Here is a 21,365-nt window from a genome sequence, read left to right as displayed (position 1 = left end):
CGCTGTCTACCGTTATCACACCTGATAACAAATTGATAACTATAGGCTGGATGATATGGATATATCAAATAATTATTTCCAAAGCAAAATTCGTTAGAATATGATACTCAGCAACGAGTGGGAGTGAAGATATTGGAATACAGAAGATTTGACAAAACCATCATAGTGCGGCTGGATAAGGGCGAGGAGATACTGGAGCAGGTAAAAGAGCTTGCCTTGAAGGAACGGATAAAGCTGGCCAGCGTTCAGGCGCTTGGTGCAGTCGACCGTTTTACTGTGGGTGTGTTCAAAACAGATGATAAGAAGTATCTTGCAAATGATTTCAGCGGCAGCTTTGAAATCGTTTCTCTGACCGGAACGATCAATACCATGGATGGAGCGTTTTATTGCCATTTGCACATGAGCGCGGGCAATGATAAGGGAGAGGTCTTTGGCGGACACCTGAACAGAGCGGTGGTGAGCGCCACCTGTGAAATGGTGGTCAATATCCTGGAGGGAACCGTGGACCGGTACTACGACGAACAGATCGGGCTGAATCTGCTTCGGTTTTAAGGCTGTATAGGGCAGCAGTTTTTTTACCGGAAGCAATGAAGCAAGCACATGGGAAAATCAAAACAAGCCCGAAGGACAGAGACCGCTGTTCTTCGGGCTTGTTTCAAATGCCGGCGTGCGGCGGCCCGAAAAGTGGAAAGAAGGGGAAGCGCATGAACGAAACCGAGATTATTCAACACCCGCAGATCGACGGGCTGCGGATTTTTTTTGACACAGTGGATTACCGCACGCCGCATGTTCATGAGGAATTCGAGCTGATCTGGTTGATGGAGGGAAGACTCTCCGTGCAGGCGGGGCCCTTCCGGCATGTGGCACAGTCCGGTGAGATGGTGCTGTTCGACCCGCAGCAGACTCATGAATTCCATAAGGTGGAGGAGAGCTGCACCTTTTTATGCCTGCAGGTTGCTCCCACGATGCTTGCGGGATGCTTTCCCGCCATACGGAACATCCGTACAGGCGGCGTGTGCCCCGGCATATATTTGTCTCCTGACGTTTTTGCGCAGGTGCAGCGCGGCCTGCTGAACGTGATGCGCGCATATCTGGAGCGCCCCGCGTGTTACGAGCTGTGCTGTGCCGGACACGTGCACCTGCTGATGTACCGCCTGCTGGCTGCGGCGCCGCATGTTCTGCTCACGGCAGAGGAAAATGCCGAACGCGAGCGGCGGAACGCGCGCCTGCTGCGGCTCATCCGTTTTGTGGACCAGAACTATATGCACAAGATACGCCTGTCGGATTTTGCCCGGGCCGAACGCCGTTCCATGAGCTATCTTTCGCATTTTGTAAAAGAGGCGCTGGGACAGAGCTTTCAGGAGTATGTGAATACGGTACGCTTTCACTGCGCGTGCAAGCTCATCGCCGCGGGACAGCGGCGAATGCTGGATGTATGCGTAGCGTCCGGTTTTTCCGATTACAGGTATTTTTCAGCGGCGTTTCAAAAGCGGCTGGGTATGACGCCGGAGGAGTACAGCCGCCAGCCCCAGAGCCCGGTGCTGGATGAAATGCAGGTACACCACAGCCTCCATTCACTGGAGCGGTTTTATTCCCGTGAAAAAAGCCTGGAACTGCTGGACCGTTTCGAGGCGAAATACGCTCCCGGCGTATAAGCCGCACGATGCGCAAACCGGTGCGGAAGGCATGCGGGCAGATATCAGGCCGGAAACGGATACCCGCCGGGGCGTTTGCCTCCGGCGGGTTTTGCTGTTTTGAATAAAGAAACACCTTTCCGTCTGGACAGAATGGCAAAAGTTCAAAAACAGCTAATTTGTCTAATTTAAAATGCGGAATCGTCAAAGAGAGCAGGGCGCCGCAGCGGTATACTGAAAGAGACAACAGGAGGTGTGTCTATGCTGTATATTGGTATCGACCTTGGCACTTCGGCCTGCAAGCTTCTTCTGGTAGATGAAAAAGGCTGTGTGCGGAATACCGTTTCCAAAGAATATCCGCTCTGCTTCCCACATCCGGGCTGGAGCGAGCAAGACCCCGGGGATTGGTGGACGGCGTGCCGGGAGGGCATGCCGGAGCTGTTGGCCGGCTTTGACGCGCGGGAGGTGCGCGGCATGGGCGTGGGCGGCCAGATGCACGGCCTTGTTGCGCTGGATGAAACGGACGCGGTGCTGCGCCCGGCCATTTTGTGGAACGACGGCCGTACCGCCGAAGAAACAGCCTGGCTGAACGATACGGTGGGGCGCCCGGTGCTCAGCGCGCGCACGGGAAACATCGCGTTTGCCGGCTTTACAGCGCCCAAGCTGCTCTGGATGAAAAAGCATGAGCCGGAGCTGTTCGCGCGTATTCGGAAAATCATGCTGCCTAAGGACTATCTTGTCTACTGCCTGACTGGTGTGCATGCTACGGATTACTCCGACGCATCCGGTATGCTGCTGCTGGATGTAGAGCACAAGTGCTGGAGCCGCGACATGCTGGCTTTGTGCGGCATTTCGGAAAGCCAGATGCCGCGCCTGTACGAAAGCTTTGCACCCGTGGGCACGCTGCTTCCGGAGACCGCTGCGGCATTGGGCCTGCCGCAGGGCGTGACGGTATGCGCGGGTGCGGGGGACAACGCGGCGGCGGCCGTGGGCACCGGGACGGTGAGCACAGGAGCGGCCCATGCGGACAGCAGGTGCAATATCTCTTTGGGCACTTCAGGCACCATTTTTATTTCCTCGGAAAAGTTTGGCGTGGACGCCACCAACGGCCTGCACGCTTTTGCCCATGCGGACGGCGGCTGGCATCTGATGGGCTGTATGCTCAGCGCAGCCAGCTGCAACAAATGGTGGCAGGATGCGATCATCGGCACGAATGACTACAAGGGCGAAGAAGCAAAGATCGCACCCGAAATGCTGGGCAGGAATCATGTGTATTTCCTGCCATACCTGATGGGCGAGCGCAGCCCTATCAACGACACCAACGCCCGCGCAATGTTTGTGGGAATGACGATGGACACCGCCCGTGCGGATATGACGCAGGCCATGCTGGAGGGCGTGGCGTTCGCCATACGGGATTCTTTTGAAGTAGCGAAAGGGCTGGGGCTTTCCGTTCCGCGCTCCAATATCTGCGGAGGCGGTTCGCGCTCCATGCTATGGAAACGCATTTTGGCCAATGTGCTGGGAATTCCGCTGGATGTGGTGAAAACCTCCGAAGGCCCGGGCTACGGAGCGGCATTGCTGGCGATGGTTGCCTGCGGAGAATATGAGACCGTGGCGCAGGCATGTTCCGCGCTGGTGCGCACAGTGGATACCGTGGAGCCGGACGCTTCCCTGACGGCGCTGTACGAGGAACGCTACCGACAGTTCCGACAGATCTATCCGGTATGCCGGGCGTTGTTTCCAAAGCTGCTGTAAACGGCGGCCCGGTATGCGTTTACAAAGACGAAGGAGAGAAGTGCGATGAAAATTTATTCTGTTACAGACGCGGCGTTCCGCCCGTACGGCAAAATACTGGAGGGTTACGACACCGCGCCTCTGTGTGCGGCCATGCGGTCCATCCCCATGCCGGAGCAGGGCACGGCCTACGAACCTTCCATCCCCGTACTGGAGGAATGTGCGCTGTACGGCGCGCTGCAAAATAACGCCTATGGAGGGATGCCCATACAGCTGGGCCTGTGCTGGGGCTACAACACAAGGCTGAACTGCCTGGAATACCACCGGGACAGCGAGGTGAATGTGGGCGCGCGGGATTTTATCCTGCTGCTGGGAAAGCAGGACGAGATCGAAAACGGGGTGCTGGACACCGGAAAAGTAAAGGCGTTCCGCGTGCCGGCGGGTATGGCCGTGGAGGTGTACGCCACCACGCTGCACTATGCGCCCTGCCATACAAATGCGGCGGAAGGCTTCTGCACGGCCGTTGTGCTGCCGCGCGGCACCAATACCGAAAAGCCGTCCGTTGTACAGCGCGGCGGGGAGGATGCTTTGCTGTGGGCGCGCAATAAATGGCTGCTGGCACACGCTGCGTCGGACGAAGCCGCGCAGGGCGCTTATGTGGGCCTTGCAGGAGAAAATATCGATATTTCGGACAGCCTGTGAGCTGGCCGGACAACAGAAAAGGAGAGATGGAGATGTTTGCAAATATTCCCGAAGTAAAGCTGGGCATCATTGCGGTGAGCCGCGGGTGCTTCCCTATGGCGCTGTCCGAGCGGCGCCGCGCAGCGATAAAGGCTGCCTATGGCGAGGGCCTGTACGAGTGCCCCGTCACAGTGGAAAATGAATTGGACGCCAGACGGGCCGTGGAGGATGTGCAGGCTGCGGGCGTGAATGCGCTGGTCGTGTTCCTGGGGAATTTCGGCCCGGAAACGCCGGAAACGCTGATTGCCGAATGGTTCAGCGGGCCTATTATGTATGCGGCCGCGGCCGAGGGCGACGGAGACCTGCACGACGGGCGCGGCGACGCCTACTGCGGTATGCTCAACTGCTCTTACAATCTGGGCCTGCGGGGAAAAACAGCGTATATTCCCGAATATCCCGTGGGTACGGCGCCGGAGCTGGCTGAAAAGGTGGCGGAATTTGTGCCAATCGCCCGGGCCATCCTGGGCCTGAGAGGGCTGAAGCTGATTACCTTCGGCCCGCGTCCCGATGATTTTCTGGCGTGCAACGGGCCGATCAAAGCGTTGTACGACCTGGGCGTGGCGGTGGAAGAAAACAGCGAGCTGGATTTACTGGTCGCCTACAACAAGCATGCGGACGACCCGCGCATTCCGGCCAAAATGGCCGAGATGCAGGCGGAGCTGGGCGGAAACAACAAGTATGCGGGTGTTCTGCCCCGTCTGGCCCAGTACGAGCTGACGCTGCTGGACTGGGCCGAGGCTCACAAAGGCGCGCGGCAGTATGTGGCGTTTGCCAACAAGTGCTGGCCCGCGTTCCAGACGGAGTTCAAATTTGTGCCCTGTTATGTAAACAGCCGCCTTGCGGCCATGGGAATTCCCGTTTCCTGCGAGGTGGATATTTACGGCGCGCTGTCCGAGTACATCGGCGTGTGCGTTTCCGGCGCGCCCACCACGCTGCTGGACATCAACAACACCGTGCCCGCATCCATTTACGACAAGGCCATCAGGGGCAGATACGATGTGCGCCTGCCCGAGACCTTCATGGGCTTCCATTGCGGCAACACCAGCTGTGCGATGCTGAAAGACCCGCACATGGGCTATCAGCTCATCATGAAACGCGATCTGGAGCCGGAGCTGCCGGAGCCGGACATCACACGCGGCACCATGGAAGGCAACATCAAGCCCGGCGATATCACGTTCTTCCGTCTGCAGTCCACCGCGGACACACAGCTGAAGGCATACGTCGCGCAGGGGCAGGTGCTGGACGTGGACTGCGAGAGCTTCGGCTCCATCGGAGCGTTTGCCATTCCGGAGATGGACCGCTTCTACCGCCATGTACTGATTGCAAAGCGTTACCCACACCACGGCGCGGTGGCGTTCGGGCACTGGGGCAAGGCGCTGTTTGAGGTGTTCAAGTATCTGGGCGTGACGGGCATTGCCTACAATCAGCCCAGGAGCCTGCCGTACCCCGGCGAGAATCCGTTTGTATAATATTTGCGGGTTTGTTTTGCGGCTGGACTGCCCGGATGCCGGTAAAGGAAAACTACGGCCGGGATGCGCCATCGCGCATCCCGGCCGTTCGATTGGAATTGTCGGAGATGAGAGGAAGTAGATTCATGGCGGAAATACAGCTTGAAAAAACAGCGCTGGGGCTGGAGCTTGGCTCTACGCGCATCAAAGCGGTGCTCATTGGGCCGGAGCATGCTGTGCTGGCCAGCGGTGCGCACGATTGGGAAAACCGTCTGGAGCACGGATACTGGACCTATGCCCTGGATGACGTATGGGCGGGCGTGCAGGATGCATTTGCCCGGCTGGCCCGGCAGGTTCAGGAGCGGTACGGCACGCCGCTGCATACCGTGGGCGCAATGGGTGTTTCCGGTATGATGCACGGATACCTGCCCTTTGCGCGGGACGGCGCGCAGCTTGCAGCCTTCCGCACCTGGCGCAACACGACAACAGAACGCGCCGCGGCGCTGCTGACGGAGCGGTTTGCGTTCAACGTTCCACAACGGTGGAGCGTTGCGCATCTGTACCAAGCTATATTGGACGGCGAGCCCCATGTGCGGGACATTGCATACTTGACCACGCTGGCGGGCTATGTGCACTGGCGGCTGACGGGGGAAAGGGTGCTGGGCGTGGGCGAAGCGTCGGGCATGTTCCCCATTGACAGCGTGGCATGCGGTTACGACGCGGGAATGGAAAAAACATTTGACGCGCTTCTGGCGCAGGAAGGTATGCCTTACCGCCTTGCAGATATTCTGCCCCGGGTGCTTTGCGCCGGCGCGGCCGCGGGCACGCTGACGGCGGAGGGCGCGTGTCTGCTGGATCCTACCGGCGTGCTGCGCCCCGGTGTGCCGCTGTGCCCTCCGGAGGGGGACGCGGGCACGGGCATGGCCGCCACCAACAGCGTGGGCGTGCGCACGGGCAATGTTTCGGCGGGCACCAGCGTGTTTGCCATGGCGGTGCTGGAACGCCCGCTCGCCAGGGTGTATCCGGAGATCGATATGGTCACCACCCCCACGGGGCGACCGGTGGCGATGGTACACTGTAACACCTGCACATCTGATCTGGACGCATGGGTGCGCGTGCTGGGCGAAATGGCCGGAGCCGCCGGTGCGAAGCTGGAAAAGCCGCGTCTTTACGACCTGTTCTATCAAAAGGCGCTGGAAGGCGAAGCGGATTGCGGCGGCCTTGTGAGCTACAACTATTACTCCGGCGAACCGGTGACAGGTGTGGAGAGCGGACGGCCGCTGTTTATGCGCCGTCCGGATGCACGCTTCACACTGGCCAATTTTGCCCGTGTGCAGCTTTACGCGGCAATGGCAACGCTGAAGCTGGGCATGGATATCCTGGTGGTGGAGGAAGGCGTGCGGCTGGATACGCTGCTGGGCCACGGCGGGCTGTTCAAGACTCCGGTGGCGGGGCAGAAGCTGCTGGCGGGCGCGCTGGGCGTGCCTGTGGCCGTGATGGAAACAGCGGGAGAGGGCGGCCCTTGGGGGATGGCGCTTCTGGCGGCTTACTGCGTGCGCCGGGCCGAAGGCCAAACGCTGGAAGAATATCTGGCTGACACGGTGTTCCGGGGAGCGCAGGGCAGCGTGCAGCAGCCGGACGCTGCCGATACGGCGGGTTTCGCGCGCTTTCTGACGGATTACAAAAGCGGGCTGGCGGTGGAAAAAGCCGCCGCGGCCGCGCTGCGCTAAGGGAGGGGAGGCCATATGCTGGAAGAACTGCGCAAAGTGGTATATGAGGCCAATCTGGAGCTGCCTCGCCGGGGCCTTGTCACATACACATGGGGGAATGTGTCTGGTATTGACCGGAGCAAGGGCCTGATGGTCATCAAGCCGTCGGGGGTGGAATATTCTGCGCTGCGCCCGGAAGACCTCGTGGTGCTGGATATGAATGGAAACAGCGTGGAAGGGGCGCTCCATCCGTCATCGGACGCAAAAACGCATCTGGAGCTGTATCGGGCATTCCCTGAGATCGGAGGCGTGGTGCATACTCACAGCGTCCATGCGGTGGCCTGGGCACAGGCCGGACGGGATATCCCGTGCTACGGCACAACACATGCGGACTATTTCTACGGGCCGGTGCCCTGCGCGCGCGCTCTCACGGGCGCGGAGGTGGAAGAAGATTACGAGAAAAATACCGGAACGGTCATCGTTGAGACATTCCGTGCGAGGGACATTGATCCGGTCCATGTGCCCGGTGTCATCTGCCGCAGCCATGGGCCTTTCGCATGGGGCAAAGACGCGGCTCAGGCTGTATATCATGCCGCGGTGCTGGAGGAAGTGGCGAAAATGGCGCTTCTGACGGTTCAGATCGACCCGGGCGCGGCTCCTGCGCCCCAATATGTGCAGGACAAGCACTTCCTGCGAAAGCACGGCCCGGGCGCATATTACGGGCAGGCCCGCGGATAGAGCCGCACGGCCCGCGCAGAGCGCCGCCGCTGAACCATAAAACAAAACCGCTCCCTGCAGCCCATTCAATGGGCGTGCGGCGGGAGCGGTTTTCCATTTGCAAGTCAACCGAAGCGCGTGCGGATGGCCTGCAGGGAGGCAGGATCTTCCACCCAGTTTTCCACATAGCCGCAGCTGCAGCACACATAGCGGATGACCGGTATCTTGCCGAAGTTTTCAAAGTTGGAAGTATAAATATTGTTCCCGCTGGCGCAGCGGCCGCGGCGGTCCGGTATACGGACGATGTCCGAACCGCCGCATTTGGAGCAGCGACGGCTGTTTTTCATCTCAATACTCCTTGCTCTCGTAAAATTTCACAGACACGAAAAAGGAGGCGGCGCACAGCAGCACCAGAATAAGGCCGCCCACCGTGGCGATCATCGGCCAGGGAAGGCTCTCAACAAAAGCTGCGGCTCCGTCACCGAGCCAGCTGAAGCCCCAGACGATGAGCAGAAAGGGGAGGATAAAGCACAGTGTCATGGCAACGCGGGCCTTTTCTGCACCCAGCTTAAAAAACAACGGCAGCATGAACACGGTGACAAGCATGTATACGACGATGACGCCGCCGGTGCTGGCCGCAATCTCAAGAAAGCCGTTGCGGTAGGTAAAACTGTCCAGCACGCCGCACAGGACAGATGCGATAACGCCCGTACCCAGCAGGGCGCCGTAAAAAAGCAGATATTTCGCGCCCACGATGGCCCGGGGCGTGACGGGCAGTGTCAGCGCGTAGGAATCCCAGCTGGATGCTTCGTCCACGCTGAAGCTGGAAATGAGCATCATCACCACGCTCATTGTCAGCATCGGGGAAAGAAAAGAGAAGTTTTTCATCAGGCCCACGGAGATGGCCAAATACAGCACAGTCATCAGCGCGAGCTGCTTGAGAAAATAAGTGCGAAGAGAATACATGTCTTTCAGCATCAGTCCGGTCATGCGTCGTACGCTCCTTTGGCAAAAAAAGTCATGATATCGTCAATGGTGGCCTGTTCCGTCAGTATGCCGGGGTACAGGCGGGCCACTTCGGGCCGGTTGTCCACCAGCAGCTCGGCGTCGAATTTGCTGTCGCGCCGGCCCAATATATGCGCGCCGTCCAGGGCCGCGGCGCGCGCTTTTTCGCATTTCACCACGCCGTACTGCTCCAGGATATCGTCCTTTGTTTTGCTGAACACGATCTTTCCCGCGTGGATGAACGTGATATAGTCCGCCACTTTTTCCAGGTCGCTGGTGATGTGGCTGGAGAGCAGGATGCTGTGCTCCTCATCCTGAATGAATTCCAGGAACAGATCCAGCATTTCGCTGCGCACTACGGGGTCCAGCCCGCTGGTGGCCTCGTCCAGCACCAGCAGTTTGGGATGGTGCGCCAGCGCCGTGGTGAGCGCCAGCTTGGCGCGCATGCCCTTTGAGAATTCCTTAAACGGTTTTTCCATGGGCAGAGCGAACCGCTTGCAGTACGACGCGAACGACTCTTTGTCCCATCGGCTGTGCAGGCGGCTCATCACGGCCGAGATATCCTTCGCGCGCATGCCCTCGTAGAAAAAGCTGCCGTCCAGCACAACGCCGATATCCTGCCCGATGGCGCGGCGGTCCGTGACAGGGTCGCGCCCCAGTACCGAGATGGAGCCTCCATCCGTGTGCAGCAGGCCCAGAATGGATTTGATTGTAGTGGTTTTGCCCGCGCCGTTCTCGCCGATAAAGCCCATGATAGAGCCGCCCGGTACGGTAAACGAGACGTCCCGCAGGGAGAAATCCCTGTAATGCTTGCAAAGCCCGCGCACTTCGATCGCGCTGTTCATATTCTAATTTCCCTCCAATAAAAGTTCCAGCATCTGGCGCAGCTCCTGCGGCGATACGCCGCTGCGCGACGCGGTGTCCACAGCCTGCTGTAAGGCAGCCTCCACCCGCCGCAGCGCTTCTTCGCGCAGGAATTCTGCGTTCTTTGAGGCCACGAAGCTCCCCTTTCCCGCAACGGTTTCGATAAAGCCGTCGCGCTCCAGGTCTTCGTAGGCGCGTTTCGTGGTGATCACACTGATGCGCAGTTCCTTGGCCAGCGTGCGCATACTGGGCAGGGCGTCCCCCGCCGTGAGCGCGCCGGAAAGGATCTGGCTTTTGATCTGCACTGTGATCTGCTCGTAAATGGGCTTACCACTGGCATTGCTGATGATGATATCCATGAGGCACCTCGAAATATTGTATATATACTGTATATACAATATATACTTGTATACACACGCTGTCAATAGGAAAAACAGGATTTTTATAAAAATGGCCGCGGCCGATCCGGCATATTTTTATATGCATCCGTCCACTTTGCGTCCCACACCGTAATTTTAGGGCCGTGGGCCGGAGCACTCCGCTGGTCTGGCTTTGCAAAGCTGTAAAAAGCGGGGCGGCCGAAGCCGCCCCGCAAAGGATGAGAAAAGAGGATGAAGAAGAAAGCCGGTCAGGCGCCGCCTGAAGAAGAACTGCCGCCGGCCTCTTTTTCGCTGAAATGCAATTCCATCGTGCCCAGTACGGCGCGGAAAATGTCCGCGCTGCGGCCGTTCTCTTCATCCGTAAGGAAATGCAGCTCCACCACATAGCCGTCCAGTTCATAAAACATATACTGGGGATACCAGGGCTTGTCCGCGTCATCGGGCCAGGTCTTCATATGCAGGATGCGCAGCGCATTGCCGTTCAGCTCCGTGTCTTCGGTGGAAAGCAGGCCGTATCCCTCGGGGTAAAAGCTGTTGTCCGCATACGGCTCCGTCATGGCGTCTGTGAACGGAGACGCACCGGAGGTGGCGGGCCACAGGTTCAGAACTTCGGCAACCTTGATACCGTCCCGCGTAAAGGTTGTGTAATTGTCGTACTCCCAGTCCGTGGGCGCGCTGAGGATGACGAGGGCTTTTTCACCGGCGCCGCCGTCCGGATGCATGACAGGCAGGGATATGAAGCGGCGCGTCCAGCCGGAGGTATCCACAGAGGGGGATTCGCTGCTCGGGGACGAGCTGGAAGACGCGGGCGCGGAGGAAGCGCCGCCCGCTGTGGATAACGCGCCGGAGGATGCAGCGCTGCCGGAAGAAGACGGCGGCAGGGAAGCGCCGCCCGTGGAAGAAACGGGAGCTTTACCGCAGGCGGCGAGGAAAAACGCCAGCGTCAGACAAAATGCAAAGGCTGTTATTTTTTTCATTGTAGTCCTCCTTTGCCGTCCGGCAGGGACGGCGCGTTTTCAATGTAAATGCTGCGGGAGGGGAACGCGAAAGAGGCGCCCTCCCCGGCCATGATGTCCATGATGCGCAGATTGACGTCCTCTTTTACCGCGCGGTATTCCACGATGTCGGTGGTTTTGGTGTAGAACTGCACGGCAATGTCGATGCTGCTGTCTGCGAATTCGGAAAGGCGTACCTGCACGGTCTCGCTGTGTACGCCGGGGTGGTTTTCCAGCATGGCGCGCACCCGGTTCGTTACGGCTTCCACGGTTCGCTTGGGCGTTCCGTAGGTCAGGCCCAGCGTAAACTGCGCCAGCCGCATTTTCATACGTGTCCAGTTGGTGATGGGCTCTCCGCACAGCTTGGAGTTGGGCACAACGGTGAGGGCATTGGCCAGCGTGCGGATCTTTGTGCTGCGGAAGGTGATGTCCTCCACCGAACCCTCCAGAGATGCGGTGCTGATCCAGTCTCCCAGTTCAAAGGGCTTTTCAAAAATAATGACAAGGCCGCCGAAAAAGTTGCTGGCGGAGTCCTGGGCCGCCAGCGCAAACGTCAGGCCGCCCAGGCCCAGCCCGGCAATGAGGCTGTTGACATTGTAGCCCATCTCGGTGACGACGAGTACTCCTGCGAACAGCAGGATCACAGCCTTGTAAATGCGTTCCAGAAACCGGATGACGGTATCGCCCGCGCCCAGGTCAAAGCGGCTGCGCGTGCCCACAAGCGCCAGCTCTACACATTTGGAAGCCCCCAGCAGTCCCCAGGCCAGCAGCACGATGAAAGCGATACGCACGGCGTGATTCTGCGCGGTGCGCCATGCGTCGGTGTGGATGAAATCAAAGGGCAGCAGCCGCACGCCGATGTACAGGCCGATGAGCGCAATGAACAGAGCGCACGGCCGGATGAAGCTTTGCAGCAGCGTGGAAAGATAGGGACGTTCAATTTTTTGCGCGGCTCGGGTAAGGCGCGGGCCGACCACATGCTTGAACACACGGCTGGCGATGAAAAAACCGGCGAACCACGCGGCGCAGATAAGGCACTGCACCAGCGTGTTGCTGTTTTGAGAAATATTTTCAATGGTCTCCACAGTTTCGGTCAAAAACAGTACCTCCTTTTGCGGCTCCGCGCGCGGATGTGCCGAACGCAAAACCAACCGTTTGAGTAGATAATACATAGTATAACATATTTGCCGGGAAATTTGTGGCCATTCTATTGCAATCGCGCGAAAATGCGCTATAATATGGTACAGAAAGTCTGTTTCAGGGCGGGGTGAGATTCCCCACCGGCGGTGAAAGCCCGCGACCGGTATATGCGCAGCATGTACCGCTGATTTGGTGAAATTCCAAAGCCGACGGTGTGCGTGCCGTGTTTTTGCGCGGTGTGTCGAGTCCGGATGAAAGAAACGGCGGCAGTGCCAGATGTTTCGCCCTTTTGCGTTTCGCAGAAGGGCGTTTTTGTTTTGGCGGCGGCCCGGACACCCACGAGCAGGCCTCGAAATTTTATTTTGGAGGTTTTATCCATGCGCAATGTTTCCGCCAATACCCGCAAGCTCACCACGCTGGCCATGCTGGCCGCGCTGGCCATCGTCCTGGTGGCGCTCATCCATTTCCCGCTGGTACCTGCCGCGCCTTTCCTTGAATATGACCCCGCGGACATCCCCATTTTCATCGGAACCTTTTTGTTCGGCCCGGCCGCGGGGCTGGCGCTCACAGCCGTGGTATGCGTGATCCAGGGCGTAACGGTCAGCGCGGCCAGCGGCCCCATCGGCATCATCATGCATTTTCTGGCCACGGGCACGTTTGTGCTTCTGGCAGGCAATTTGTACCGGGCGCATCGTACGCGCAAGGCCGCGCTGCTGGGCCTTGCCGCGGGCACGCTGGCCATGACGGCCGTGATGTGTGTGTGCAACCTGGTGTTCACACCGCTGTTTATGGGTTCGCCTGTGGGCGAGGTGGTGAAGCTGCTGCTGCCGGCCATCATCCCGTTCAACCTGGCCAAGGCGGCCATCAACAGCGTCATTACGTATCTTGTGTATAAGCCCATCAGCCGTCTGGTGTTCGGCGAAAAAGAACCGGCCGCCTCTTGACAGGCGCATGGTGTTCTGCTATACTGTTATACACAAATGAATAAACCTTATCAAGAGCGACTGAGGGAACAGGCCCTGTGACGTCCGGCAACCTGCTGTAACAGCAAGGTGCCAAATCCTGCGGGTAACACCGAAAGATAAGCTGATGCAAAGGCCCGGTGTTGTCTGCCGGGCCTTTTTTACGCGCTTTTGCAGGAAACAAGAAAGGAAAACAAAAATGGCAAGAAAACTTTTTACCTCCGAATCCGTCACCGAGGGACATCCCGATAAGATCTGCGACCAGATCTCCGACGCCATTCTGGACGCGCTGCTGGAAAAAGACCCGAACAGCCGTGTGGCCTGTGAGGTGACTGCCAGTACGGGCCTTGTGCATATCATGGGTGAGATCACCACGGAAGGATATGTGGATTTCCAGAAGATTGTGCGCGACGTTGTGCGGGACATCGGTTATACCCGCGCCAAATACGGCTTTGACGCGGACACATGCGCCGTGCTTTCCAATGTCGACGAGCAGAGCCCCGATATCGCCATGGGCGTGAACCCGGGCGGCGCGGGCGACCAGGGCATGATGTTCGGCTACGCCTGCCGCGAGACGCCGGAGCTGATGCCGCTGCCCATTTCGCTGGCGCACAAGCTGGCAAAGCGGTTGACGGACGTGCGCAAGAACGGTACGCTGGACTATCTGCGCCCGGACGGCAAGAGCCAGGTGACTGTGGAATACGAGGGCAACAGGCCCGTGCGTGTGGACGCTGTGGTCATTTCCACTCAGCACGCTCCGGAGGTGGAGATGGAGGCGCTGCGCAAAGATATTCTGGAGCATGTGATCCGCCCTGTCGTTCCCGCCGAGCTGCTGGACGAACAGACGAAATACTATGTCAACCCCACGGGCCGTTTTGTTGTGGGCGGGCCGCAGGGCGATTCGGGCCTGACGGGCCGCAAGATCATCGTGGACACCTACGGCGGATATGGCCGCCACGGCGGCGGTGCGTTCAGCGGCAAGGACCCCACGAAGGTGGACCGAAGCGCGGCTTATGCCGCGCGCTGGGTAGCCAAAAATGTGGTGGCCGCGGGGCTGGCCGAGCAGTGTGAGGTGCAGCTTGCCTACGCCATCGGAGTGGCCGAGCCGGTGAGCATCCGCGTGGACACCTTCGGCACAGGCGCGGCGGATGAGGCTGCCATCGAAGCCGCGGTGGAACAGGTGTTTGATCTGCGGCCGGCGTCCATCATCGAGCAGCTGGGCCTGCGCAGGCCTATTTACCGTCAGCTTGCGGCCTACGGCCATATGGGACGTGAGGAGCTGGGCGTTGCATGGGAGCAGACGGATAAAGCGGGGGCCCTGCGTGCGGCCATGGGCCTGTAAACGGAAAATGCATCGTTTTCCACGGCGCAGCGCATAAAATGCTGAGGAAATAAAAAAGAAGGAGCCGGAGGGCAGAAAGGGCGCGCGCCGCTTTTTTTGCCTTCCGGTTTGTGTTATACTATAAAAAATAGCCACGGCCTATTTTTGGGGGCCATGCAGGCCGTCCCTGGCCTGCGGCCATTAAGATGAGCTTTTTATGGCTTTGCTGTGCAAAGCTATAAAATAGTTCCGCCACGCCGCTGCAGCGGTGTCGGGAGCAATGAATGCATCCGCCGGCGGAGCCGTGACAACGATGAAAAAGGGAGAAAACACCGTGCGTTATGATATCGTGATGGTGACCTACAACAGCATGAAATGGCTGCGCGCATGTGTGGCCGCGCTGGCCGCCGTGCAGTATCCGCTGGAGGAGCTGCACCTTGTTTTCGCCGACAACGGCTCCACCGACGGCACATTGGAGGAGCTGCGGCGCATGGCAGGGGAATACCCGGCTTTCGGCGGCTTTACCGTGGCGGAAAACGGCGCGAACCTTGGGTTCGGCGCGGCATGCAACCGCGGCGCGGCAAAAGGGAGCGCGCCGCTGCTGTTTTTTTTGAATTTGGACACCGAAGTCTGGCCCGACGTATTCCTCCGCCTGGACGAGGCCGCCGTGCGCGCGCCGCAGGAAACGGCGGCGTTTGAGTGCCGTCAGCTTCCCTATGAAACAGGGCATCACATCGATCCCGTAACGTTGGAGACAAGCTGGGCCAGCGGCGCGGCGCTGGCCGTCCGGCGCGCCGCTTTTACGTCTGTCGGCGGTTTTGACGAACATCTGTTCATGTACTGCGAGGATGTGGACCTCTCCTGGCGGCTGCGCGCCGGAGGATACCGGCTGCAATACGTGCCCGCAGCGCGCGTCACCCATTATTCCTATGAGAACGGCGGCCCCAAATTGGGAGAATATGCGGGCAGCTTCTACGGCAATCTGCTGCTGCGTTATAAGTTCGGCTCCTGGCGGGATATCTGGCGCGGGCATAAAATGTATTTGGGCGCGCTTCGCCGTCCGCTGCATTTCAACGGTGTGCGCCGCGTTCTGGCAAAAAATTATCTGCGTCATTTTATAAAGCTGTGGCCTTTCCTGTTCTGGCGTTTTTCTCACCGTGCCGAATACGGCGCGCGTCCGGCACGCTTCGAAGGCGGCTTTTCACCGGACAGAGGCCTGTGGAAATTTACGCCGCCGCAGGAAACGCCGCTCATTTCTGTCATTGTGCGCACCTGCGGCAGGCCGCAGACACTGAAGCGCACGCTGGAGAGCCTGCGCTGGCAGACATACCGCAGTTTTGAGATCATCGTCGCGGAGGACGGCCCGCCTGCGGCACGGGAAATGGTGGAGCGGGATTTTGCGGAGCTGCCCATACGCTATCTGAACGATGGCCGGTTCCACGGCCGTGCAGCCAACGGCAACCGGGGGCTTGCGGCGGCGCGGGGAGCGCTGTGCAACTTTCTGGACGATGACGATTTCTTTTATCCCGATCACCTGGAACTGCTGGCGGGTGTGCTGTGCGCGCACCCGGAAGCGGACCTCGTGCTGGGCAGCGCCATGGCGATGTTCGTGGCGAAGGACGGAACCGTCACGGAGGTACGCCCCATGGTATTCGACCGCATCGACCGTTTTACCATGTGTCAAAACTGCCGCATTCCTATACAGACCGTGCTGTTCCGCCGCAGTCTGTTCGAGCGGTACGGCGGCCTCATCGAAACGCTGGAAGCCCATGAGGATTGGGGGATGTGGCTGAAATATCTGGAGCACGGGCGCCGCATCACCCCCCATGCGCCGGACGTGCGCCGGGCCACCAGCCTTTTCGTGCAGCCCGCGGCCCAAAGCGATGCGGCCGCGCGCATGGAGGCATACCGCAAAAGCGACGCGGATTTTTACAGTGATGCTTCGCTGTGCTTCAACGTCACGCTGGCGGATATGCGCCGCTATTATGATGACATGATCGCGGACATGCGCTGCCTGGAGGCGCGCGGTGAGCTGCATGAATTTTTGGAGCAGCAGGCAAAGCGCGGTGAATAAACCGCCCGCGCCGCACAGTCCGGCCCTGTTTTTCATATGCTGGGAGTAGTGTCAGGGAAAACGGAGGTGCATGAAATGCTGAGCGGAGTGATGCTGATCATCGTGACGATGTTCGCGGTGCTGGGCGCGTATTATTTGTCGGACCTTCTGACGAACTGCCTGTTCCGCCGCAGAAAAGCGGCGGAAGCGTTGGTGGTGCTTCGGGCGGACACAAGCGAGCAGATGTGGGCCGGCGTGCTGGATGCACGCGCGGCTTTGCCGGACACCGCGGTGGTGGTGCTGTGCCCGCAGGAGGACGCTTTCACGCCGCCGGGAGCGGGAATGCGGGGTGTGGCCTTCGCTACGCCGGACACACTGGCGCAAGTGGTGCAGGCTCAGCTCAAGGTGCAGGAATAACGCACCGCGCAGCTCCGGCATGAAGCAGAGAAGAGCGCGGTGCATCAAAGAAAACAAAGAGGAAAAAGAAATACCCGGGAAAAAGCCGGCAGCCGAAAAGCCGGATGCATTTGCGGAGCAAAGTACAAGCCACACGGCGAATGCCGCCCCGGGCCGTCTTGTACGGCGAACAGGGCCGGAAGCGCTGTCCGCAGGCAGCATGGCGGAGAAGCCCGGCTTTTTCGACAGGCGAAAGAATAAAAGGGAGACGCGCATGGCGCAGGAACAGGAATGGCAGACCCTTTCGGGCACAGTTGAAAATATCGTATACTGCAACGAGGAAAACGGCTACACGGTGCTGGAATTTTCCAGCGGGGGAGACCTTTACACCGCGGTGGGCGAGCTTTCGGATGTGAATGTGGGAGAAGACGTGACGCTGCACGGCCGCTTTGTCACACACCCCAGCTTCGGCGAACAATTCCGCGTGGAGGCGTGTGAGGTGCGCATGCCGGAGAGCGCAACGGCAATCCGGCGCTACCTTGCCAGCGGCGCGCTGCCGTACATCGGCAAAGCACTGGCAGGGCGTATCGTGGATGTTTTCGGCGCGGATGCGCTGGAGGTCATCGCCAGCGATCCCATGGCGCTGACGAAGATTAAGGGCATCACGCCGGAAAAGGCTCTGGCGGCTTCCAACGAATTCAAGCGTATCTTCGGCGTGCGGGAGGCCATCGGATATCTGGCGCGATATAACCTGCCGGCCTCCGCCGCTGTCGCGCTGTTCCGCCAGTACGGGCCTGATACGGTCGAGGTCGTCTCCCACAATCCGTACGTGCTGTGCGGGTATCCCGCTTATCAGGATTTCGGCGTGGCGGACGCCATTGCCCAGAGCATGAGCCTTGAGTATGACGCGCGGGAGCGCGTGTGCGCAGGGCTTTTGTTCGTGCTGCGCCACAATCTGCAGAACGGCCACGCCTGCCTGCCGCAGGACAAGCTGTGCGGCGCGGCCTCCGGTTTTTTGGGCGTGGAGCCGGAGACTGTGGCTTCCACGCTGGCCTTCATGCTGGAAAACAACGATTTATGCGCCGTGGAATACCGGGAAAAAGCATGGGTATACCTGCCTGAATATATGCGGGCGGAGCTTTCCGTGGCCCGCCACCTTCGCTGGCTGATCAAGTATCCCTGCGCCGGGGGCGAGCACGCGGAAAAGACCATCGCCCGCATCGAAGCGGCGCAGGGCATCACCTATGCGCCTTTGCAGCGGGAGGCAATCGCAGCGGCGCTTGGCGCCAATGCTCTGGTGCTCACAGGCGGGCCGGGCACAGGTAAAACGACGGCCGTAAACGGCATGCTGGCCGCGTTTGAGCAGAATGGGGACCGTGTGGCCCTGGCCGCGCCTACAGGCCGTGCTGCGAAACGCCTGTCGGAGCTGACAGGCCGCAAGGCAAAGACCATCCATCGCCTTTTGGAGGTGGATTATACGAACAATGACACCGTGCGCTTTATCCACAACGAAAAAAACCTGCTGAAATGCGACGTTGTGGTGATTGACGAGATGAGCATGGTGGATGTGATGCTGTTTGAGAGCCTGCTGCTGGCGCTCAAGCCGCAATGCAAGATCATTATGGTGGGAGACGAGGACCAGCTGCCCAGCGTGGGCGCCGGCAACGTGCTGGGCGGCGTTATCGCCTCCGGCGTAGTGCCTACGATCCGTCTGCGGGATATCTTCCGCCAGGCGGCCGAGAGCATGATCGTCTCCAACGCGCACCGCATCGTCACAGGACAGCTGCCCGGCAAGGGCTCGCGGGACAGTGATTTTTTCATGCTGGAATCCGACGGCGAAGCCTGCCAGCAGCTGGTGTGCGACCTTGTGTGCCGCCGCCTGCCTCAGAGCTATGGATTCGACCCGTTCGAAGACATTCAGGTGCTGTGTCCGTCTAAAATTGGCCCGCTGGGCACGGTTGCACTGAACGCGGCGCTGCAGCAGCGGCTGAACCCGCCCGCACCGGGCCGCCCGCAGCTAAATATCCGCGACAAGATCCTGCGTGTGGGCGATAAGGTAATGCAGGTGCGCAACAATTACGACATTCCGTATACCCGGCCCGACGGCGGCGAGGAGGGCGCGGGCGCGTTTAACGGCGACATGGGCGTGATCGTCGATGTGGACGTGCGCGGCGGCAGTGTGACGGTGCGCAGCGAGGACAGGCTGCTGGTATACACCGCCGAGCATGTGCGGGAGCTGGAGCCGGCCTATGCCGTCACCATCCACAAAAGCCAGGGCAGCGAATTCCCGGCTGTCATCATTCCGGTGATGGACGTGCCGCCCAAGCTGTGCTACCGCAATCTTCTGTATACAGGCGTCACACGTGCAAAAACGCTTTGTATCCTTGCGGGCCATAGCGCGGAGGTGGCGCAGATGGTGCGCAGCGTGCGGAGGAACAAACGGTTTTCCTGTCTGGCCGATCTGATCCGGGACGAAACGCTGTGAACAGGGGGGATAGCTCTTTGAAAAAATCAAAGCGGCTGTTTGAGCTGTGCGCGGATATTCTGTTCCCGCGCCGCTGCCCTTTCTGCGATGCGGTTTTGGGCTTTTCCGGTCCATGTGCCGTATGCGGGCCGGCGCTGGCGTGCATACGCCGTCCTCTAAGGCAGCCGGTACCGAAGCAGGGGCACGCGCTGGAGCATCTGGATGCGGCGTATGCGCCGTATTTCTATGAGCCGCCTGTGCGGGACGCGGTTCTGCGGCTGAAATTTGAAAAGCGCACCGATCTTGCACGCCCGTTGGCATTGCTGCAGGCAGAGGCGTTGAAAGCGGCGGGGTGTCTGGGGAATGTGGATGTATTGGTCCCGGTGCCTTCCGGCAGAGGGGAACGGCGGAGCCGCGGCTATGACGTGCCGTTGATGCTGGCGCGCGCGCTGGGCCGGGAGCTGGGGCTGCCTGTGATGCAGGCGCTTTGCAAAATACGGGAAACGCCCCGGCAGATGGCTCTTTCCGGTGGGGAGCGCCGGAAAAATTTGAAGAATGCATTTTCAGCCCGGCCGGATGCGCCGCTGGAGGGAAAGCGGATTTTGCTGGTGGATGATGTGCTCACCACAGGCTCCACGCTGAACGAATGTGCAAAAGCTCTGCGCGCGGCAGGCGCGGCGGAATGCCGGGGCGTATGCGCGGCGGCGACGCGCTGAGGCCGAAAAGGCAAAAAAGGTCGAGCGCGGGCCGGAGGCGGTGTGGTATCCTATGCCTGCCTGGCAGATGCAGGCCGCGGGCGGAGGTGCGCTTAAGGCGAAGCAAGCGTCTGGCGGCAGGACGGAAGCCTCGGTGTCGGGAGGGAACGGCATGACGCAGCAGATCGAAGCGGTACAGCGCATGCAGGATTATATCGAACAGCATCTGGCTGGGGAGATCACTCCGGCGGACCTGGCCCGGGCCGCGCTGTTTTCGCCCTGGTATGCGTACCGGCTGTTCCGGCGGCACACAGGGCTGACGCCGGCGGATTATATCCGTCGGCTGCGTCTGTCCCGCTCCGCATTGCGCCTGCGGGACGAAGGCTGCCGCATTACAGACGTGGCGTTCGAGCTGGGGTTCGGCAGCGTGGACGGTTATCAGCGGGCGTTTTTTCGCGCGTTCGGCTGCAACCCGGGCGAATACGCGGCAAAGCCTGTTCCGCTGTGCCTTTTTGTTCCCTACGGGGTAAGATACCGGGAATTGCGAAAGGAGCCGAAAAAAATGGAAAATGTGAAAACGGTGTTTGTACAGCGTGTGGAAAAGCCCGCTCGGAAGGTCATTTTGAAGCGCGGAGTAAAGGCGCGGGATTATTTCGCCTACTGTGAAGAGGTCGGCTGCGATGTTTGGGGCACGCTCACCAGTATGAAGTCCCTTTGCGGAGAGCCGGTGTGCCTGTGGCTGACGCCGGAGCAGCGCGCTCCGGGTACGTCCGAATATGTACAGGGTGTGGAGACCGCAGAGGATTATGACGGTCCCGTGCCCGAGGGCTTTGATGTGATTCGCCTGCCGGCGGCGGAATATTTGATGTTTCAAGGCGAGCCGTTTGCAGAGGCGGATTATTGCGAGGCCATTGGGCAGGTGCGCGGCGCCATCGAGAAGTACGACCCCGCCTGTCTGGGCTATGTGTGGGACGGCGCGAACCCACGCATACAATTGGAGCCTGTGGGTGACCGGGGCTATATTGAGCTGCTGCCCGTGCGGCCCGCAGAGCGCTGAGCCATACCGAGGAAAATAAAAAAGCGCGTTGTACAAATAGTCAAACGACG

Annotated in this window: 20 protein-coding genes and 2 riboswitches; of the genes, 14 read left to right on the top strand and 6 right to left on the bottom strand. The window is 59.7% G+C overall.

What is annotated here, in order from left to right; translation table 11 throughout:
* Positions 1 to 123 precede the first annotated feature (123 nt).
* The 7 genes from TQ39_RS02775 (at position 124) to TQ39_RS02745 (ending at position 8,004) form a co-directional block, all read left to right on the top strand.
* Positions 124 to 552, top strand: coding sequence for a PPC domain-containing DNA-binding protein (locus TQ39_RS02775; protein WP_333492280.1), 429 nt, complete (start codon positions 124 to 126; stop codon positions 550 to 552).
* 152 nt (positions 553 to 704) lie between these two features.
* Entirely contained in the window at positions 705 to 1,655 is a 951-nt protein-coding gene (locus tag TQ39_RS02770; protein WP_009326078.1) for a helix-turn-helix transcriptional regulator, read from the top strand.
* A 240-nt stretch (positions 1,656 to 1,895) separates the two neighbouring features.
* Positions 1,896 to 3,389, top strand: coding sequence for a xylulokinase (gene xylB, locus TQ39_RS02765; RefSeq protein WP_009326077.1), 1,494 nt, complete (start codon positions 1,896 to 1,898; stop codon positions 3,387 to 3,389).
* A gap of 45 nt (positions 3,390 to 3,434) precedes the next feature.
* On the top strand, positions 3,435 to 4,070 hold the full coding sequence (locus TQ39_RS02760; RefSeq protein WP_009326076.1) for a DUF4867 family protein: 636 nt from the start codon (positions 3,435 to 3,437) through the stop codon (positions 4,068 to 4,070).
* A gap of 32 nt (positions 4,071 to 4,102) precedes the next feature.
* Entirely contained in the window at positions 4,103 to 5,578 is a 1,476-nt protein-coding gene (locus TQ39_RS02755) for an L-fucose/L-arabinose isomerase family protein (protein WP_050004472.1), read from the top strand.
* Between the two features lie 125 nt (positions 5,579 to 5,703).
* Complete coding sequence (locus TQ39_RS02750) at positions 5,704 to 7,287, top strand: xylulokinase (protein ID WP_117472347.1); 1,584 nt, start codon at positions 5,704 to 5,706, stop codon at positions 7,285 to 7,287.
* A gap of 15 nt (positions 7,288 to 7,302) precedes the next feature.
* Positions 7,303 to 8,004: an L-ribulose-5-phosphate 4-epimerase gene (locus tag TQ39_RS02745; RefSeq protein WP_050004470.1), complete on the top strand. Its 702-nt coding sequence runs from the start codon at positions 7,303 to 7,305 to the stop codon at positions 8,002 to 8,004.
* A gap of 104 nt (positions 8,005 to 8,108) precedes the next feature.
* Here TQ39_RS02745 and TQ39_RS02740 read toward each other — a convergent pair whose 3' ends face one another.
* The 6 genes from TQ39_RS02740 to TQ39_RS02715 form a co-directional block, all read right to left on the bottom strand.
* Positions 8,109 to 8,330: a hypothetical protein gene (locus TQ39_RS02740; RefSeq protein WP_009326072.1), complete on the bottom strand. Its 222-nt coding sequence runs from the start codon at positions 8,328 to 8,330 to the stop codon at positions 8,109 to 8,111.
* A 1-nt stretch (position 8,331) separates the two neighbouring features.
* Positions 8,332 to 8,973, bottom strand: a complete 642-nt coding sequence (locus TQ39_RS02735; protein WP_009326071.1) for an ABC-2 transporter permease — start codon at positions 8,971 to 8,973, stop codon at positions 8,332 to 8,334.
* Positions 8,970 to 9,833 (bottom strand): ABC transporter ATP-binding protein, encoded by an 864-nt coding sequence (locus tag TQ39_RS02730; RefSeq protein ID WP_050004469.1) that lies wholly within the window; start codon positions 9,831 to 9,833, stop codon positions 8,970 to 8,972. Before TQ39_RS02730 ends, TQ39_RS02735 begins: the two co-directional genes overlap by 4 nt.
* 3 nt (positions 9,834 to 9,836) lie before the next feature.
* Complete coding sequence (locus TQ39_RS02725; protein WP_009326069.1) at positions 9,837 to 10,211, bottom strand: GntR family transcriptional regulator; 375 nt, start codon at positions 10,209 to 10,211, stop codon at positions 9,837 to 9,839.
* A 269-nt stretch (positions 10,212 to 10,480) separates the two neighbouring features.
* A complete protein-coding gene (locus TQ39_RS02720) occupies positions 10,481 to 11,209 on the bottom strand; it encodes a hypothetical protein (RefSeq protein WP_050004468.1) in 729 nt (242 codons plus the stop codon).
* On the bottom strand, positions 11,206 to 12,324 hold the full coding sequence (locus TQ39_RS02715; protein ID WP_009326067.1) for a mechanosensitive ion channel family protein: 1,119 nt from the start codon (positions 12,322 to 12,324) through the stop codon (positions 11,206 to 11,208). Before TQ39_RS02715 ends, TQ39_RS02720 begins: the two co-directional genes overlap by 4 nt.
* A 152-nt stretch (positions 12,325 to 12,476) precedes the next feature.
* Positions 12,477 to 12,634: riboswitch (FMN riboswitch) on the top strand.
* A 110-nt stretch (positions 12,635 to 12,744) separates the two neighbouring features.
* On the opposite strand from TQ39_RS02715, the gene TQ39_RS02705 reads away from it, so the two are divergent.
* The 7 genes from TQ39_RS02705 to TQ39_RS02675 all read left to right on the top strand — a co-directional run bounded on the left by TQ39_RS02705 (position 12,745) and on the right by TQ39_RS02675 (position 21,315).
* On the top strand, positions 12,745 to 13,311 hold the full coding sequence (locus TQ39_RS02705) for an ECF transporter S component (RefSeq protein ID WP_009326066.1): 567 nt from the start codon (positions 12,745 to 12,747) through the stop codon (positions 13,309 to 13,311).
* Positions 13,312 to 13,355: 44 nt separating this feature from the next.
* Positions 13,356 to 13,455: riboswitch (SAM riboswitch) on the top strand.
* Between the two features lie 73 nt (positions 13,456 to 13,528).
* The gene (metK, locus tag TQ39_RS02700) at positions 13,529 to 14,671 is read left to right on the top strand and encodes a methionine adenosyltransferase (protein ID WP_050004466.1); all 1,143 of its coding nucleotides are present in this window, start codon (positions 13,529 to 13,531) and stop codon (positions 14,669 to 14,671) included.
* Positions 14,672 to 14,963: 292 nt separating this feature from the next.
* On the top strand, positions 14,964 to 16,724 hold the full coding sequence (locus tag TQ39_RS02695; protein ID WP_117472339.1) for a glycosyltransferase family 2 protein: 1,761 nt from the start codon (positions 14,964 to 14,966) through the stop codon (positions 16,722 to 16,724).
* Between the two features lie 75 nt (positions 16,725 to 16,799).
* Complete coding sequence (locus TQ39_RS02690) at positions 16,800 to 17,120, top strand: hypothetical protein (RefSeq protein WP_050004464.1); 321 nt, start codon at positions 16,800 to 16,802, stop codon at positions 17,118 to 17,120.
* 253 nt (positions 17,121 to 17,373) lie between these two features.
* Positions 17,374 to 19,584, top strand: coding sequence for an SF1B family DNA helicase RecD2 (gene recD2 / locus TQ39_RS02685; RefSeq protein WP_050004562.1), 2,211 nt, complete (start codon positions 17,374 to 17,376; stop codon positions 19,582 to 19,584).
* 17 nt (positions 19,585 to 19,601) lie between these two features.
* Positions 19,602 to 20,279 (top strand): ComF family protein, encoded by a 678-nt coding sequence (locus TQ39_RS02680; RefSeq protein WP_050004463.1) that lies wholly within the window; start codon positions 19,602 to 19,604, stop codon positions 20,277 to 20,279.
* Positions 20,280 to 20,430: 151 nt separating this feature from the next.
* Positions 20,431 to 21,315, top strand: a complete 885-nt coding sequence (locus TQ39_RS02675; protein ID WP_050004561.1) for an AraC family transcriptional regulator — start codon at positions 20,431 to 20,433, stop codon at positions 21,313 to 21,315.
* The last annotated feature ends 50 nt before the right edge of the window (positions 21,316 to 21,365 follow it).

The organism is Ruthenibacterium lactatiformans (assembly GCF_000949455.1).
GTDB lineage: Bacteria > Bacillota > Clostridia > Oscillospirales > Ruminococcaceae > Ruthenibacterium > Ruthenibacterium lactatiformans.
This window is presented reverse-complemented; position numbering and strand designations above follow the sequence as displayed.

Bases quoted from the DNA above. Each gene is read 5' to 3' on its own strand.
- TQ39_RS02770 (WP_009326078.1), top strand. From the start codon at position 705: ATGAACGAAACCGAGATTATTCAACACCCGCAGATCGACGGGCTGCGG.
- xylB (WP_009326077.1), top strand. From the start codon at position 1,896: ATGCTGTATATTGGTATCGACCTTGGCACTTCGGCCTGCAAGCTTCTT.
- TQ39_RS02760 (WP_009326076.1), top strand. From the start codon at position 3,435: ATGAAAATTTATTCTGTTACAGACGCGGCGTTCCGCCCGTACGGCAAA.
- TQ39_RS02755 (WP_050004472.1), top strand. From the start codon at position 4,103: ATGTTTGCAAATATTCCCGAAGTAAAGCTGGGCATCATTGCGGTGAGC.
- TQ39_RS02750 (WP_117472347.1), top strand. From the start codon at position 5,704: ATGGCGGAAATACAGCTTGAAAAAACAGCGCTGGGGCTGGAGCTTGGC.
- TQ39_RS02745 (WP_050004470.1), top strand. From the start codon at position 7,303: ATGCTGGAAGAACTGCGCAAAGTGGTATATGAGGCCAATCTGGAGCTG.
- TQ39_RS02740 (WP_009326072.1), bottom strand. From the start codon at position 8,330: ATGAAAAACAGCCGTCGCTGCTCCAAATGCGGCGGTTCGGACATCGTC.
- TQ39_RS02735 (WP_009326071.1), bottom strand. From the start codon at position 8,973: ATGACCGGACTGATGCTGAAAGACATGTATTCTCTTCGCACTTATTTT.
- TQ39_RS02730 (WP_050004469.1), bottom strand. From the start codon at position 9,833: ATGAACAGCGCGATCGAAGTGCGCGGGCTTTGCAAGCATTACAGGGAT.
- TQ39_RS02725 (WP_009326069.1), bottom strand. From the start codon at position 10,211: ATGGATATCATCATCAGCAATGCCAGTGGTAAGCCCATTTACGAGCAG.
- TQ39_RS02720 (WP_050004468.1), bottom strand. From the start codon at position 11,209: ATGAAAAAAATAACAGCCTTTGCATTTTGTCTGACGCTGGCGTTTTTC.
- TQ39_RS02705 (WP_009326066.1), top strand. From the start codon at position 12,745: ATGCGCAATGTTTCCGCCAATACCCGCAAGCTCACCACGCTGGCCATG.
- metK (WP_050004466.1), top strand. From the start codon at position 13,529: ATGGCAAGAAAACTTTTTACCTCCGAATCCGTCACCGAGGGACATCCC.
- TQ39_RS02695 (WP_117472339.1), top strand. From the start codon at position 14,964: ATGAAAAAGGGAGAAAACACCGTGCGTTATGATATCGTGATGGTGACC.
- TQ39_RS02690 (WP_050004464.1), top strand. From the start codon at position 16,800: ATGCTGAGCGGAGTGATGCTGATCATCGTGACGATGTTCGCGGTGCTG.
- recD2 (WP_050004562.1), top strand. From the start codon at position 17,374: ATGGCGCAGGAACAGGAATGGCAGACCCTTTCGGGCACAGTTGAAAAT.
- TQ39_RS02675 (WP_050004561.1), top strand. From the start codon at position 20,431: ATGACGCAGCAGATCGAAGCGGTACAGCGCATGCAGGATTATATCGAA.